Origin of the sequence: Pseudomonas sp. Marseille-Q5299, assembly GCF_943737035.1 — a bacterium.
Taxonomy (GTDB): Bacteria; Pseudomonadota; Gammaproteobacteria; order Pseudomonadales; family Pseudomonadaceae; genus Aquipseudomonas; species Aquipseudomonas putida_E.
This window is the reverse complement of the sequence record NZ_CALSFR010000009.1, coordinates 260,825-275,219: the sequence shown is the minus strand read 5'-3', so window position 1 is coordinate 275,219 and position 14,395 is coordinate 260,825. Positions and strand designations below refer to the sequence as shown.

The window sequence follows — 14,395 nt, the reverse complement described above, 5'->3', positions numbered from 1 at the left end:
GGGGTGGTCAGCTGCAACAGGCGGCCGCTTTGCGAGAGCGGGGTGCCGAAGGTCAGGTCCATGACAAGGGGTCTCCTGAATGGGGGCTGAAAAGTGGGTTATTCCAGGGCCTTGATGGGCGGGTCCTGGTAGCTTTCATCGATGGCGATGCCCATCTTTTTCAGGCGTGCTTCGGTTTGGGCGCGTTCCTGGGCCATGCGTTTGAGTTCGGCGGGCACAAGTGCTTTCCAATCTTTACGGTCCTTTTCGCCTTCGAAGTAGCCTTTGTAAAACTCGCTTTCCGACTCGAGCTCCAACGTGAACAAATAAGAGCCCTTTTTCTCGGGTGCCTCCTCACTGTCCCAGCGTAATTCGCTAAGCTTCAGATAAACGCCGTTCTTCTGAAAATACCAAGAACTGAATGTCCGCATTGACAACCACTGTTCTTGGGTTCGCTTCAAAGCAGGGTCATCCCAAGGTCCAGTGCCGACAGGCTTATCCAGCACGTAGTGAGTATTTTCAAATTTAAGTGCCTCGGTTCCTGGTACTCTTGCTTCATTTTGAAAGATGAATCGACGCCAGCCTTGTGCTTCTAACTTTTCGACTAACTGATAATGATACCGCATCGCGTTAGCGTGTTCGGCGTCCGAATCTATTCCGCCTAAAGTAATGTTGGCGCTATTGATGTTATCGCCTTCAAATGTCACAAGCGTTGCGCTCACCATGTCATCAAACTTCAAATTTCCGGCGCTGGAAATGATTTCCAGATTCGCACGCAACGGCTTGCTAAAAGTTAGCGAGTACTTGTACATGCAAAGGCCTAGCATGCAGTCCTTAATAAAGTGAACTGAAGAAGAGCCCAGCGCACGTTCGACAGGTGCGTCCAACTCAAAGCTTATGGTTGGTTTCTCGCGATTCATGCTCGCGTCTTCACAACCGGCAATCCCCAGTAAAAATGCACAACTGGCGAACTTCATAATCATGCATGCACACTCGTTTGCTGGCCGGCAACCGCAACCTGCGACGGGCCAAGCAACCACCCCTGTGTCTGCGTCGAGGCATGCCGGTCGAACACCAGCACCGCCCCCTCCAGGCTTTTGGCCGCCTGCAAGGCCAAACCCAGCGCGCTCATCTCGCTGATGCCATGCCCGTACTCGCCCGCCAGCAGCGCATGCCCGATGACGTGCTGCTGCAGGTCGCAGTCGGGCAGGCAGTTATTCAGGAACTGGTACAGATGCTCAAGGCGGTTGTCGTCGTGGTGGCCGTCGGTGACCACTGCCTTCACTTCGGCGATTGCCATGCCACATCGCTCACACAACGCCGCAGCCACCTGCTCCAGGCCACCCGTACTTTTGCGTGACTGCAAGGCGCGGGGCTCATGGGCGTGCGCCACGGCAGGGGAGAGATGCCAGCGGGGGTTGTCATCGACGTTGGCCAGGTCGATTCGTTGCAGGTTAAGCACGGCGATGGCCTCACCGGCCATACGCTCACCCGTCAGGCCGCCAGCCCTGGCGACGGTCGCCCAGGAGTCGAGCCCGATGCACAACAGATTGGGGGCTTCCAGATCATTCTGCAGCGCCCAAGGCAGCCAGGTGGAGAACGTTTGCTCCGGGGCGATGAAGCCATGCCCGGGCAGATAGTCGAATGGCCATACCTCGAGCGCCGCATCGAGCCACGGATCGGGAGCTATATCGGTGGGGGCGAACAGCACGACCTGAACCTGGTCCCAGTCCAGCTCGGCGGCGAAGTCATGCCACTGCCTCAGCATGGCCTGCAGCAATTGCAGAGCCCTTGGCAACGCCCTGATCTCGGCTCGGTCAGTGCCCGCGCGGATACGTCGCACATTGCGCCGATGCCCAGCTGGGCTCACCAGCCGCGGGTCGTGCTCGAAGTCGGCGTCTACCTTGCCCAGCGCCTTTCCTGCCTTGGCCTCAGCCGGGGTCAGGTTGGGCAGCCACAGCCAGGCATCGGCCAGCCCGATGCGCGCGGTGTCGTAGTGCGCAATGGGGCGTGGTGCGGGTGCCAGGCGCTGCTCTTGCTCACGCCGTTCGCCGATCACATCCCACAGCGAACGATGGCTCTGGGCAAAGGGTTTCAACATGCTGGCAGTCCTTAAAGTATTCCGGTGTCGCTGTTGGTTGCGATCAGGCTTGAGCCGCAGGCGGTCTTGTCGCCATGGCGGGCAACCGGTTTGCCGTCAACCAAGGTGGTGGTGTCGCCGCTGGCGATCATGCACGCACCGTGCAGGCACATCACCTTGTCGCCCAGCCGGGCTACGGCACGGCTGTTGACCAGGGTGGAGGGTGAGCCTTGTACGACCATGCCGCCGCGGTCGGTGGGGTCGTTCAAGAGAATGATCGGACGCATGTCGAAACTCCTTTTCTGGCGGCTAAGACCACAAATCAGTCACGAGGTTGCAAGGTGCCGAGCACATCGCGAATGTTATCGACCACGCTGCTGTCCTTGATCACATCGTTAAGCCAGGATTCCAGCGGCATGTTGCCCCACTTGATGGCCCGTTCGACCAGGTAAGGCACCGGGCTGTGGGGCTCGGCTTGCTTGAAGTACTGCGCTACCCCCTGCAGCAGGGTGAAGGCTTCTTCGCGGTTCAGCGGCACAGTACGCAGCGGTGCATCGGCTGCGCGGCGTTCATTCGCGACAGCAGTGGGGGCGGCGACATCGACCCTTTGCTCGGGCGCTGGCTCGTTTGTGGCCGGTGCTGCAGCGAGTTCGACGCCGCGCTCCTTGAGCAAGCGTTCGACCAACTGGCGGGCGTGCACCAGCACGTCGTTCAGTGCCAGGAAACTAGGCACATCCTGTACGAATACCTTGGTGGCGGCAGCCTGAAGCTGCTGGCAGGCGACCAGGCATTCGCTGATCTGCGCATGCCGTTGCTGCAGATGCTCGGTGTCAGTGAGCACCACCGAGCGCTGGAACAGTTCGGCGTTGATCTTGCCTTCTTCCAGGGCTTGTTGCATTGCCGATGGGTTTTGCCGGGCGAGGTTCTCGACCTGCCGCGATTCTTCATATTTGTGCAGGCTGTAGTTCTGCCCTTGGGTGATCGGCAGGGTGCGTACCACTTGTGTCAGTGTGGTGGTGAGCCACGCCATGCGGGCAGCACGCTCCTCCACCCCCTCATCGAGGGCGGGGTAGAGCGTGTCCCAGAAATCTTCAAGCAGGGCTTGGGCCACTGCCAGGGAAAAACGGATGCCAGGAAACTGTTTCCTGTGCGCAAGGCCTTCGCTGAGCCAGGCCACCAGCATCAAGTCCTTGCTCTGTTCGGTGAGACCAGCCGCGGCTAATTGAATTACCTGCTCCCAGTCGGCCTGCTTGAGGTCGGTTTGCCAGTCGCCCTGTGTCAGGTAGTCGGCATCGGCACGGCGAGCCTCCTTGATCTGATCGAACAGGCTGGAAAAGCTCAGATCCTCGCCGGCACCGCCATCAATCGGGGCACGCAAGGCAGACAGTGAAAGGTCGTCAAGAATGTCGGACATGGACGGCTCTATTGCAAAGGTAAAAGGAAGGTCGCCGTGCCGTGTGGCACGGGACCCTCGATCCAGCTGCCCGTTACAGGCGGCAGCTCAGGTCAGGCTCAGGCATAGACCTTGTTCAGCGAACGGTCCCAGCCGCCGGTGACCTTGCCGCCACCGGCACCATCGGAGCGCTTCTGCTGGGTGTAGGTGGTCTTGATGCGCGAGAAGTTGAACTTGATCTCTTCCATCGGCAGGTCGCTTTCGGACTTGGCCTCGCCGTCCAGCGGCAGGTTGCCGAGGAAGTTGACAGAGGAGATCACAACTTCTTCCAAGGTGATGGTCAGGTAGGTCACCTTGTCACCACCGGCGCGGTTTACGTTCAGCACGACTTCCTTGATGTGCTGGCCTTTGCAGCACGCCTCGAAAGCCTTGGCAGAGGCTTTGTCCACGTACTTGCGAATGGTGAAGTCGCTCAGGTTGACACGCTCGGACGACGCACCGCCCGAAGAGCTGGCAGTCGCCGAAGTGGCTTGGGTAGCGCCGTACTGGTAGCCCAGCACTTCGATCCAGTCCTTGTGCTTGTCATCCAGTGCTTCGCCTGGGATGCCGTCAATCTTGAGGTATGCGTCAAATGCCATTTGTAAGTTTCTCCATAGGTGTAAAGGGCTTCCTTGATCCAACTATTGGACCTGCCCTGAGTTTGACCCCTGCGTACATGCCGCAGGTGTCGTGTTGAGACCTGGCATCAATCAAGTGCCCGGACCTCGATCTCGACGCGCCTGTTAGGTTCCAGGCACTGAATCAGTTGGGCGCGCGGCGCTTGCATGTTGCAGCGCACCAAGGGTTTGTTGCTGCCTTCGCCCACGGCGTCGACCAGCTCTGCTGGCAGGCCTTTGCCTACCAGGTAGGTCTTGATGGTCTGCGCACGTTGCCGCGAGACCTGCAGGTTGCTCTGGCTGTCACCGATCTGGTCGGCGTGGCCGGTGATGATGATCTTGCCGACGTTGGGAGTGTTCAGCAGCTTGTTGGCAATGCTGCTGAGCTGGCGTTGGCCTGCGGGCTCAAGGCTCTGGAAGTCGGCGCGGCCGAAGGCGAACAGCGTGTCAGACTCGAGCGTGATGGTTTCGATAGCGCGCAGCGAGCGTGACAGCAGGCTGTTGATGTAATTGCGCGAACTGGAAATCAGGAACGCGTTGTTGAGAATGCGCGGTACGTCCGGCTCGCGGATCTGGTCGGCATAGAAGGCGATCTGGCGCCCCGCGAATTGATAGTCGTCGGCCTCGCCGACCGCTTGCGCGGACTGCCCGTCAGCGTGTGGCACCTGCTTGTAGATGGCCGGGTACCAGTAGTCGGGGATGCGTGCCTTGAGCACGGCGGGCTGGGCTTGCTCGCGCTGGGCCTTGGACAGCATCAGGTAGGTGTCCAGTGTGGTCTGGCCGAAGGTCGCCACTGATTGGGCGCGGTTGTCCACTGGCAGGGCGCGTGGTTCGACACTGTCGATACCGCTCACCGCTTCCAGGCGCGGAGCGTTGCGCTGGTAGATCTTGATGCTACTCAGCAGGTACAGAGAGCGGGTCAGGTTGTCGGCAGTTGGTTTGAGCATGACCTTTTCAAGTTGGGCGAAATACGCCTCGCGCAGGAACGGTTCGATGGCATGGCCGGTGTACAGGCCCATGCGCATGGCCAGCGGTACGCCGTCGACGCGATGGCGGGCATACAGTTCGGCTGCGGCGTGACGCAACTGGTCGAGTGTGTGCCAGTCGGTGTATTGCTGGCTGGCTGCGGCATCCTGTTTCTGGGCTGCGCTCAGGTTGGCGGCCACGGCCTGGAGGGCGGCCTTGTTGTTGCTGTACGACCATCCCCAGGCCAGGCACAGCAGCAACCCGGCAAGCCCGGCGGCACCCACCCAGGTCGCCTTGCGACGGGTTTCATGGTGGTTGGTGGTGTACAGCGCCACCAGGTGCTGATCGGGGATGATCACTTTGCGGAACAGGCTGGCGATGAACAGTGGCGCGGGTTGGCTGTTGGCGGCAGCGGTGTTGCCGGGCGCAGCCAGGGCAAAGCGTTCACGCACCTGATGGGCGTACGCCCCTTGGGCTGGATCATCGGCGTCCAAAGCACTGGTGAAGTAGAACCCGCGCAGCAGTTCGGCGCTCTGGTAAGGGTTGGCGCGTAGCAGGTCGGCAACGAAGGTGTTGAGCAAGGGCTTGAGTGCTGCCAGCTCCAGCGGCATTCGGTACGCGGCCGGGTCCTGGCGGGTCAACTGGATGTCCTGCTGCAGCATCTGCTGGTCGGCCAGCACCTGCCAGTGTTCGACCAGGTCGTTCAGGCCTGTGGTAAAGCGCGTGCCCCAGTCGGATTTCTCGAAACCTTCGTGGGCGAAGGTCTTGCCCATGACTTCGTCGCGCGCTGACGAGTCGAGCTGACGGTAGAAATGGGTAAAACCGGGCAGCAGATCGCACTTGGTGAAAACCAGGTAGATCGGCAAGCGCAACTGCAGCAATTCGTGCGCCTCCTGGATGCGCTCGCGCAGACGTTTGGCGAGGCGCTCACGCCCTTCAGTAGTGGAATGCAGGATGTCTTCGATGCTGACTGCGACAATCAGGCCGTTGAGGGGACGGCGTTGACGGTGCTGACGCAACAGGCCGAGGAAGGCGCGCCATTTGCCGGCTTCTTCCTGGTTGTCCATGTAGCGGCCGGCGGTGTCGAGCAGTACCGCTTCGGAGCTGAAGAACCAGTCACAGTTGCGCGTACCGCCCAAGCCCGCAACCCTTGCGCCTTCGCGGTCGGCGTACGGGAAGGTGAGGCCGGACTGGTAGAGCATGGTGCTCTTGCCCGAAGCAGGCTGGCCGATTACCAGGTACCAGGGCAGGGCATACAGAGCATCTTTGTTCGCCCCAGCCTTGCCCGTGCCTTGTAGGCGCTCAATGCTTTGCAGCAGGCGTTCACGCAGCAGGCTCACTTCTTCGCGGTCCTGCGGGTTGGCATTGAGCACGGCCTGATCGGCGTCATCGCGCAGCAGCGCTTCCAGGTCGTGGTGATTGGACACGCCACGGTACATCAGCAATACATAGGCGGCAGACAGAAGCACGAACACCCCGATACCGGCAAGCAAGCTATAGAGCGAGGCAAAGCCCAGCGCCACGCCGACTGCCCAGACCAGGAAAATGGCCAGGAAAAACACCACACCGAGTACATACGGTTGGTATTTGAAGAAGTAGTACTTGAGCCTGTTCATCAATACTGTTCGTCCCGAGCACTGGCAAAGCGCTCAATGAAATCGTTCAGGGCCAGGTCATCGGCAGGCAGCGTCAACGCGGCGCCTGCCGCTGGCTGTGGTAAAGGGTCCAGCAGGTTATAGCGCTCGCTGCTGTCGGCAACGCCAGTCAGCACGCGGTAGACCTCATCACTGCCGCGCGACACGAAGCAAAGCAGGCCAGGGCGCATGAAATCGTCCACCAGCACGCTGACGTCGGGCATCCCGCCCGTGCCGCGCAGGCGTGAGAGCAGCGTGCACCAGAGGTCGGCCATCGGTCGTTTGAGGCCGCTCTGCGCTGGCAACGGTAGGCTGATCGCAGCAGGTTCTTGTTGCTGCAGGGCTGCGCGCAGGCGGTACAGGCTGGCCATGCCGGCTTGTGTGTCGAACTCTGGGTAGCTGTGGCGCAGCGGCCGGGCGATGTCGCGCAGGTTAAAATCGCGCAAGAACTTTTCGTGCACGCGGCGGTAAAGGTCGAGGTCTTGCACTGTCCAGCCGCGCATGGCCTTGATCCGGGCGAATAGTTCGGCCATGTCGGTGCCTTGGGCTGCCTGCATCAGCAACGGTTTGATCTGCCCGGCAAACAGCTCGCAGAGAATATGCGGGCTGATGAACTGCGCGTCGTGCTCCACTCGGATGCTCTGGAACACCATGAACGGGTAACGCCGGCCGCTGGTGTCGCGCGAGCTGATGAAGCCGCCGAGCAGCCAGTGCCCGCTGCGGCTGCGGTAACAGAAGAAACACACCGGCAACGCGTCAAAGCGCTCGCGCCAATCGGCCTGCGACTGCATGCGGCCCAGGCCGTTCTGCAGCCATAGGTCGAACTCGCAAACCTCGGGCAGGGCACCGTTGAGGCTGACGAAGTCGGCGCTGGCGGGGACTTTGCCGAAACAACCGATCATCAGTTCACCCGCGCACTGTCGTTGAGCACGCTCAGTGCCTTGACCTGAGCCAGGTCGGTCATCTTCACGCCGCCGTAGTTGCGCACCACCAGGCTCACCGGGCCGGCCACCGATTGCCAGGTAAAGCGCTGCTGAATGGTGTCGAGGTCGTTGACCCGGGCACTGTCGTTCATTTTCAGCAGGCCCCAGCGGCCGGGGTAGTCGAACACTGTGATGCGCTGGCCTTCGAGGGTCACTACGTCCAGGCGTGCACCCGGTGCATTGTTGCTGCCTGGCCAGGCGAAGCGGTTCCAGCTGGTGCGGCCGTTTCGGTAGTGTTGTTCCTGGCCGTCGAGGGTGAAGATGATGTCGGTGTAGCGCGCCGATGGCTCCAGCATGATTTCAAAGCCGTTCTCGCGGTCCGACAGGCTAGCGATGACCTGGCCAACGGAGCTGGCCTTGTCGATACTGTCGACCATCTTCGTGTTCACCAATGGGCTGCTGCTGTTACCGGTACCCATGCCCAGGCCTTCACCGCCGGCCAAGTTGCCGATTTCGTTGCGTTTGAAAGCCGGCAGCAAGCCGTTTTCGGGGTCGACGAAGCGTTGCAGGTCTTTGACCGAGGCTTCGTTGTTGCTGCTGGCGACGATCGGGTAACGGTGAGCCATGACCTGTTGCCATGGGCGGGCTATATCTTGCGCCCAGGCTTTGGCGATCTGCTGACCGGCCGGGTCGCGCAGGGTTTCCCAGGTGTACTGCAGGGGCGAATTGAAAAGGCGCAGCAGCGAATCGGACAAGCTGCCGGCACTTGTGTCGACGCTGGTCTCTACGTAGTTGCGTACCAGGGTTACTTCCGAAGGCTGGCCCTCGAGGGTTTCGCTGATCAACAGTTTGCTGTTCTTGCCGACGTCCTGGGAGCGCTGGATGTTGCTCAGGCGTACCTTCAGCTTGCGCAGCGCGGCCAGATAGCGGTCCATCACGGTGCTGTCGGCGCCTTCGGCGTTCTGCGTGGCAAACAGCCGCGATACCGGCTCGAAACGCTTGGCCAGGCTGGCGTCGTCAACGCGAGGCAACTTGGCGACAATGGCGGCCCCTTGTGCGCCCTGGCCGGCGAAAACGCCCTTGATGCTGCTCCAGAAACCGTCCTCGACAACACTGGTCTGCGAGGTGGAGGCTTGTTTGGGCAGGTCCCAGTCTGTGTTGTGGTTGACGGCCGCCAGCAGGCTCTTCACTGGCGAGTTCTGCACGTCACTGAGGACCGCCAGGCGCTCGCTGGCGTTGGCCATGTCGGTGAAATGACGTACACCAACGCCTTGCAGCAAGGTGAACCAGGCTTCGGCATAGTCAGACTTGTAACGGGCCAGCAGTTCACGCATGAAGTTGGCTTTTTGCACGAGGCCGTTGCCGCCTTCGCCATCGAGTACCCAGTCGCTGTCGTTGCGCAGCTCGCCCGAGAGCAGCTTGATCAACTCGGGCTGGACGAATTCCTCCCAGCCCTGACGAGTATAAATGGCAGGGACAGATTCGGCAGAGAACAGCTGGTTGCGGCTGTTAGCCGGGACCATGTCGGCAAGCGTCAACGCCGGGTATTGGCGGCCGGACTCCAATTGCAGGCGCAGGTATTCGCGGTCGACCAGGGAGCTGGCGATCATGAACGAGCGCAAGCTCTGCCGTGCATCGGTGACCAGTTGCTCATTGCGACGCAATGCTGGGGCGCTGCCCAGCTGCAGGTAACGCACATAGGTTGCGCTGTTGGCGGCGATCAACTCTTGGCTGATGTCTAGCCCTTGCGCTTGTGCTGCCTGTGCCCAGGCGCGCGGCAACTCGGTGGCGACGAAGTCGGCGTCCGGGTGCGCCTGCGGGTGGGTCAGGATCAGGTACAGTTTGAGCGCGCTGTAGGCCTCGATTACCGATGCAATCTGCTGCTCGCTGAGGCGCCCGAGGCTGTCCTCGGACAGCGAAAGCCCCGCGGTAAGTGCAGTGTCTTCGGACGAGTCGGCGCTTGATACCGAGCGCGCCTTGTCCTGCAGTGCATCGAGCGCGCGCCGGCGGCCTTCCTGGCCGGCCTGGCTGACCGCTGACGTAAGTTGGCCGAGGGCCTGGTTATCACTGCGTGCAACGCCGGTGACCAACGCAGCACTGGCGGGTGCCTTGAACACTTTGACGGACTTGGCAGGTGCAGCATTCGCGGCGGTTGCCTTGGCCGTATGACGTTTGTCGGTTGCGGCCAGCGGGGTGCGGTCTACGGTTTCGGCAAATTGGTTTAGTACGCGCAATTGCACCTGCAGCTGCTTGCCAATCGGTTCAAGTGCCTGGGTACGCAATTGCTGCAGGTAAGCCTTACGTAACGGGCCGAGCAGGTCAGTGCCACTGTAAAGCCCCGCGCCCAGTGCCAGGGGCACACCTTCGCTGTCATAACCTTCGAATTCGCCGAGGTGGCGGCGCAGTTGCTCCATCGCCTGGCCGGAAGCCAGGCGCTCGGCCTGGTCGGGTGCCTGTTCCAGCTCGCTGAGGTCGCCACCGATGTTGGCCAGCACCTGACGGTTGTTGTGGAACGACACACCTTCCCACGCCAGCAGGGCGACGCCGGCAAGCGCAGCAGCCCCGGCGAGGGCCGGCGTGAGGGCGCGGGTACGCCCTTGGCGCGAATAATAGAGGCTCAGGTTACGGTCGGGGAACACCACATTGCGGAACGTCCCGGTGATGAAGTAGCTCTTGTCGCCAACCTTCTGCGCGGGCTTGCCGGCAGCCGCGCGATCACTGGCTTGCAGCGCGTAGTGCGCGCCCAGCGCATCTTCATAGACCGGTGGTAGTTGCTCATCGGTTTGCAGTGCACTGGTGAAATACACACCGCGCACGATCGGTGGCGTACGGCCATCGGCGGTGCGTTCGAACTGTTCGAGGAAGCCGCCGAGCACCGTGGACAGCTCGGCAAAATAATTGGGGAACTGCAGCAATTCGACATTGGCCGTGTTGCCAGCGCCGTTCAGTTGGACGTCTACATGCTCGCGTACACTGGCCAGCAACTGGTTGAAGCGCTCTTCGGCCACGGTACGTAAGCCCTTGCTGCGCACGTCGGCCAGCGGGAAAGTCATGCCCAGTGGTTGCTGACGCTGGGTATTGTCCAGGCTTTCGAAGGCCTGATTGAACCCTGGCAGCAGGTCGGTCTTACTGAGCATCAGGTACAGCGGCGGGTTGACGCCGAGGCACTCGCTGTACTCGTCAATGCGGTTGACCAATCGTGCGGCGATGGCCTCACGCTCGGCGACCGTCGCGCAGATGATTTCTGGCAGGCTGACCACCAGCACCAGGCCGTTGACGGCAGGCTTGCTGCGTTGTTTGCGCAGCAGCTTGAGGAACGAGGCGAACTCGCTAGCTGAGGCATCGTCACGCAGGTAGCGGCCGGCGGTATCAATTAGGACGGCGTCGGGGCTGAAGTACCAGTCGCAGTGTTGGGTGCCACTGTCGAAACCATTGGCCTGAGCACCGGCAATCGACGCGGACAGCCCGGAGCGGGTCAGCAGCGAGGTTTTGCCTGAGGCCGACATGCCGATCACCAGGTACCAGGGCAGGTCGGACAGTGCCGCCGCACCGCCGCCGCCCGCCGAACGTGCCGAACGCAGCATGGCGATGGCGTGCTTGAGGCGTTCGCGCAACACATGCTGGTCGCGGAACTCGCCTTCGCTGCCCAGCGAGCGGTCGACCTCCAGTTGCACCAGGTTCTCGATATTCTGCTCGGCACGGATGCGGCGGTACTGGCGCAACACCACCAGCAACAGGCATACGGCGCTGAACAGCGTCATCGCTACATAGACCTGCTCTTGCGAAACCTGCCAGCGCGGCAGGGCGAACCAGCAGGCCAACAAGCCAATGGCCCAGACCAGCGCCAAGGCAAACCAGAAATTTTTCAAACAGCGCAATAGTGCTTTCATGTCTTCCTGACCGTACTGAATTAAACGCCGAACAGCCGTCGGACCTGATCTGCCAGTGCAGCGACTTCCTTGCCCAGTAACCAGTCCAGGGTCAGGTAGACCGCCCCGCAGACCAGCGCGATGAGCACCAGGTAAAGCCACAGTGGCACTTCGTAACGCAGCATCTGCGACACCTGGTCGGGCAGTGCCCACTGCGGGGCGAGTGCTTTGCGGGGGGCCCGGTGGCGGGCGATGTCCTGGCCCAGGGTGTTGGCTATGTAGCGCAACTGGTCCTTCTGCTCGAGGCTGTATTTGCCTTCGAAACCCAGCGCAAGGCACAGATGGTAGACCTCGAGAACGTCCAGGTTGCGTTTGACGTCCGTGCGCAGGCTGTCGAGCTTGTCGAAGAAGCCCTGGCCAGCCAGGTGTACGCCGAAGTACTGGAATTGCAGCGGGTTGATTTCGATCTGGTTGCGGATTTCGCTCGGGCCTGCGTTCAGCACGCTTTCGTCGAGGAAGGCGCACAGTGCGTACTGGGCATCCTTGACCTGTTCGACGCTGTAGTTGGCACGGCGTGCATCACGCTCCAGCGCGGGGAAGAACTCATCGACGCTGGCCCGCAGGCGTTTTACGTCAGCGACCTTGTTGCCCCGGCGGATCATCAGGGCCATGGTCAGGAAGTCCTTGACCAGGTCCTTGAGGGTCGAGGCCTGTTCGATAGCGGCAACGCCGCCTGGCATTACGGCAACAGTCATTTGAGCACCGCCATCAGTTCGAGCTTGAGGTTCTTGAAGGCACTGGGTACGTAGAAGGCGATGGCATTGGCGCCCATCATGCGTTCATACACACGTCCGTGGGGTTCGATTGCGAAGTACTGGTTGTCCAGGCGTACCGGAATGGCATTCGGTGTACGTACGCAATGGTTGAGCGTGGCACCGGGCATTGCGGTGTTGACCACCACTTCGATGTCCTCCGGCGAGCCGACCTTGAACGCCCGGGGCACCAGTTCCAGCACTTGGGCGCCAGGCATGTCGGCGTGGACCGAGAAGTAGAAATCGGCCTCTACCAGGCGTGGGTCGTTCAGGCGGCCGACGTAATACGAGGGGCGTGTCTGGTCCAGCGGAATCGGGATGTATTGGTTGGGCACGACGCTGTTGAGCAGTTCGCGCACCAGCCGGTCGAGCTTCATCATCGAGGCGGCCGGGTCCTGGTGGTCGTAGGCCGGGATATCGTCCAGCCGGGCGTTGAGCGAGAAGGTCAGCAAGCTGCCGGCCAGTTCGGCGAGGAACCGATACAGTTGTTCCGGGTGCAGCTGCGGGTGCTGTAGCAGGTGCGCAAGGCCGGGGTAGGCGCGGTTGACGGTGTATAGCAGCCAGAACAGGCTGACGTCGCTGGACCCGAATTCGGCTATCTGGTCAGCGCGCTCGCGCCGGCGGCCCGACAAGGTCTCGCTTTTGCTGTGCAGCAGGGCCAGCAGGCGCTGGGCGATAGTCAGCAAGGTTTCGTGGGCGCCCAGGTGCAATGCCGGGTGGACGAACTGGCTGTCGATGCTGAAAGTGTTGAGGTTGTTGCGCTGCAGCTGGAGCAGCGGGCAATAGCTGTAGCCGTCCAGCGCATCGCCATCGACCAACAGCACCACGTTCAGGCGCAGGCTAGTGATTTCGTTTTCCAGGTCACCTTCGTTGAGGTCGGGCAGCGTATCGAACGCTTTGCGGTAACGGCGGGCACCGCTGCGCTCGGCACCTTCCTCAAGGTAATTGGCGCTGTAGGGTTCTGCCAGCTTGAGGGCGGCGTACACCTTCAGGCCAGACCCCTGCATCACCTCCTTGAGGTCGCGGGCGGCCGGCAGCGGATCGTGCTGCGGCGCATCGAATACCGAACCATCAGGGAACACGAGGTGCAGGCGTTTGAGCTGCAGTACACCGCTGCTCAACGCCTGTTCGTCGACTTCCAGCGCCTGAACACCCCAGTGGAACGGCGACGAACGCAAGGTTGCCTGGGCGAGTTGATGCTGGTGGAACTCGTCCTGGTACTGGAAGTGCTGGGGCAGGAGGAACATCCCCTCCGACCACATCACACGGCTTTTCTTACTCATGGATACCTTCCAGTGCAGAGTCGAACAGGTTGTTCACTGATTTCTTGATGGATTGGTCGGCGGCCTCTTCGGCAGCCTGCTGGGCAGAGTCCAGCGCCTTGGCCTGCAGTTCCTGAGCCACGGTCGGTTGTGCCTGCGGGGGCTGCGCGGGTTGCAAGGTGGCGATGGCCTGCTGTGAGGGCATCTGCAGCACGTCCTGGCCGCGCTCGGCGGTGATCTCGTTGCGGTCCAGCAGAATGCGACCACCACTGGAAGAGAACAGGATGCCGTCCTTGCGGAAGGCGTCAGCGTTGAAGGCCATCTTCCAGCGCCCACCGCTTTCGTCGCGGAAGAACGCGGCAACGGCGACGTAGCGGGCCTGCTTGGTCAGCGGCCAGCGCTGGATGTCGCCGATGCCTGGCAACACCACCAGCTCACGGGTATCGAGCAGGGTGTTGCCCAGTGCTTGCTCCGGGTTGTCCAGCAGCGTGTCGGCGTCACTGCTGATGAAGCGTTCCAGGCTGGTGAGCTGATAGATACGGGTGACCACCGACAGCGGCGTGCCGGTTGCGTCCGGATTCAGCCGGTTGCCGCCGTCGACGGTCAGGGTCACCTGCTCGTCGCTGCTGAACAGCATGTCGCCTGCCCAAGTGTCATCCACTCGCTTGCCAACCCGGTCTGTGATGCCACACGCGCTGAGCGCCGACGCCACGATCAATACACCCAGTAACCTGCCCATTGCACTGCTCCTGAAATCTCGGTCTGGCAGCGCCCGAACGGTGCGGGCTGCTGCTGATGGTCCTTGCGTCAACGGCTGCATC

11 protein-coding genes are annotated in these 14,395 nt (G+C 61.4%); all 11 read right to left on the bottom strand.

Annotated elements, in window-relative coordinates; all coding sequences use genetic code 11:
• Positions 1-98 precede the first annotated feature (98 nt).
• Positions 99-962, bottom strand: a complete 864-nt coding sequence (locus tag NGJ21_RS23825) for a hypothetical protein (RefSeq protein WP_251962782.1) — start codon at positions 960-962, stop codon at positions 99-101.
• The gene (locus NGJ21_RS23820) at positions 959-2,080 is read right to left on the bottom strand and encodes a hypothetical protein (protein ID WP_251962781.1); all 1,122 of its coding nucleotides are present in this window, start codon (positions 2,078-2,080) and stop codon (positions 959-961) included. The genes NGJ21_RS23825 and NGJ21_RS23820 overlap by 4 nt, the downstream gene beginning before the upstream one ends.
• An 11-nt stretch (positions 2,081-2,091) precedes the next feature.
• Positions 2,092-2,346: a PAAR domain-containing protein gene (locus NGJ21_RS23815; RefSeq protein WP_251962780.1), complete on the bottom strand. Its 255-nt coding sequence runs from the start codon at positions 2,344-2,346 to the stop codon at positions 2,092-2,094.
• 35 nt (positions 2,347-2,381) lie between these two features.
• Positions 2,382-3,473: a type VI secretion system protein TssA gene (tssA, locus tag NGJ21_RS23810; RefSeq protein WP_251962779.1), complete on the bottom strand. Its 1,092-nt coding sequence runs from the start codon at positions 3,471-3,473 to the stop codon at positions 2,382-2,384.
• A 98-nt stretch (positions 3,474-3,571) separates the two neighbouring features.
• On the bottom strand, positions 3,572-4,090 hold the full coding sequence (locus NGJ21_RS23805; RefSeq protein ID WP_251962778.1) for an Hcp family type VI secretion system effector: 519 nt from the start codon (positions 4,088-4,090) through the stop codon (positions 3,572-3,574).
• Positions 4,091-4,197: 107 nt separating this feature from the next.
• Positions 4,198-6,690 (bottom strand): type VI secretion system membrane subunit TssM, encoded by a 2,493-nt coding sequence (tssM, locus tag NGJ21_RS23800; RefSeq protein ID WP_251962777.1) that lies wholly within the window; start codon positions 6,688-6,690, stop codon positions 4,198-4,200.
• Entirely contained in the window at positions 6,690-7,610 is a 921-nt protein-coding gene (tagF, locus tag NGJ21_RS23795; protein WP_251962776.1) for a type VI secretion system-associated protein TagF, read from the bottom strand. The genes tssM and tagF overlap by 1 nt, the downstream gene beginning before the upstream one ends.
• Positions 7,610-11,521 carry a type VI secretion protein IcmF/TssM N-terminal domain-containing protein gene (locus NGJ21_RS23790; RefSeq protein WP_251962775.1) on the bottom strand — a complete coding sequence of 1,304 codons (3,912 nt, stop codon included), beginning with the start codon at positions 11,519-11,521 and terminating at the stop codon, positions 7,610-7,612. The genes tagF and NGJ21_RS23790 overlap by 1 nt, the downstream gene beginning before the upstream one ends.
• A 20-nt stretch (positions 11,522-11,541) precedes the next feature.
• Positions 11,542-12,255, bottom strand: coding sequence for a type IVB secretion system protein IcmH/DotU (gene icmH, locus NGJ21_RS23785; protein WP_251962774.1), 714 nt, complete (start codon positions 12,253-12,255; stop codon positions 11,542-11,544).
• Positions 12,252-13,595: a type VI secretion system baseplate subunit TssK gene (tssK, locus tag NGJ21_RS23780; protein ID WP_251962773.1), complete on the bottom strand. Its 1,344-nt coding sequence runs from the start codon at positions 13,593-13,595 to the stop codon at positions 12,252-12,254. Before tssK ends, icmH begins: the two co-directional genes overlap by 4 nt.
• A complete protein-coding gene (gene tssJ, locus NGJ21_RS23775; RefSeq protein WP_251962772.1) occupies positions 13,588-14,313 on the bottom strand; it encodes a type VI secretion system lipoprotein TssJ in 726 nt (241 codons plus the stop codon). Before tssJ ends, tssK begins: the two co-directional genes overlap by 8 nt.
• Between the last annotated feature and the right edge of the window lie 82 nt (positions 14,314-14,395).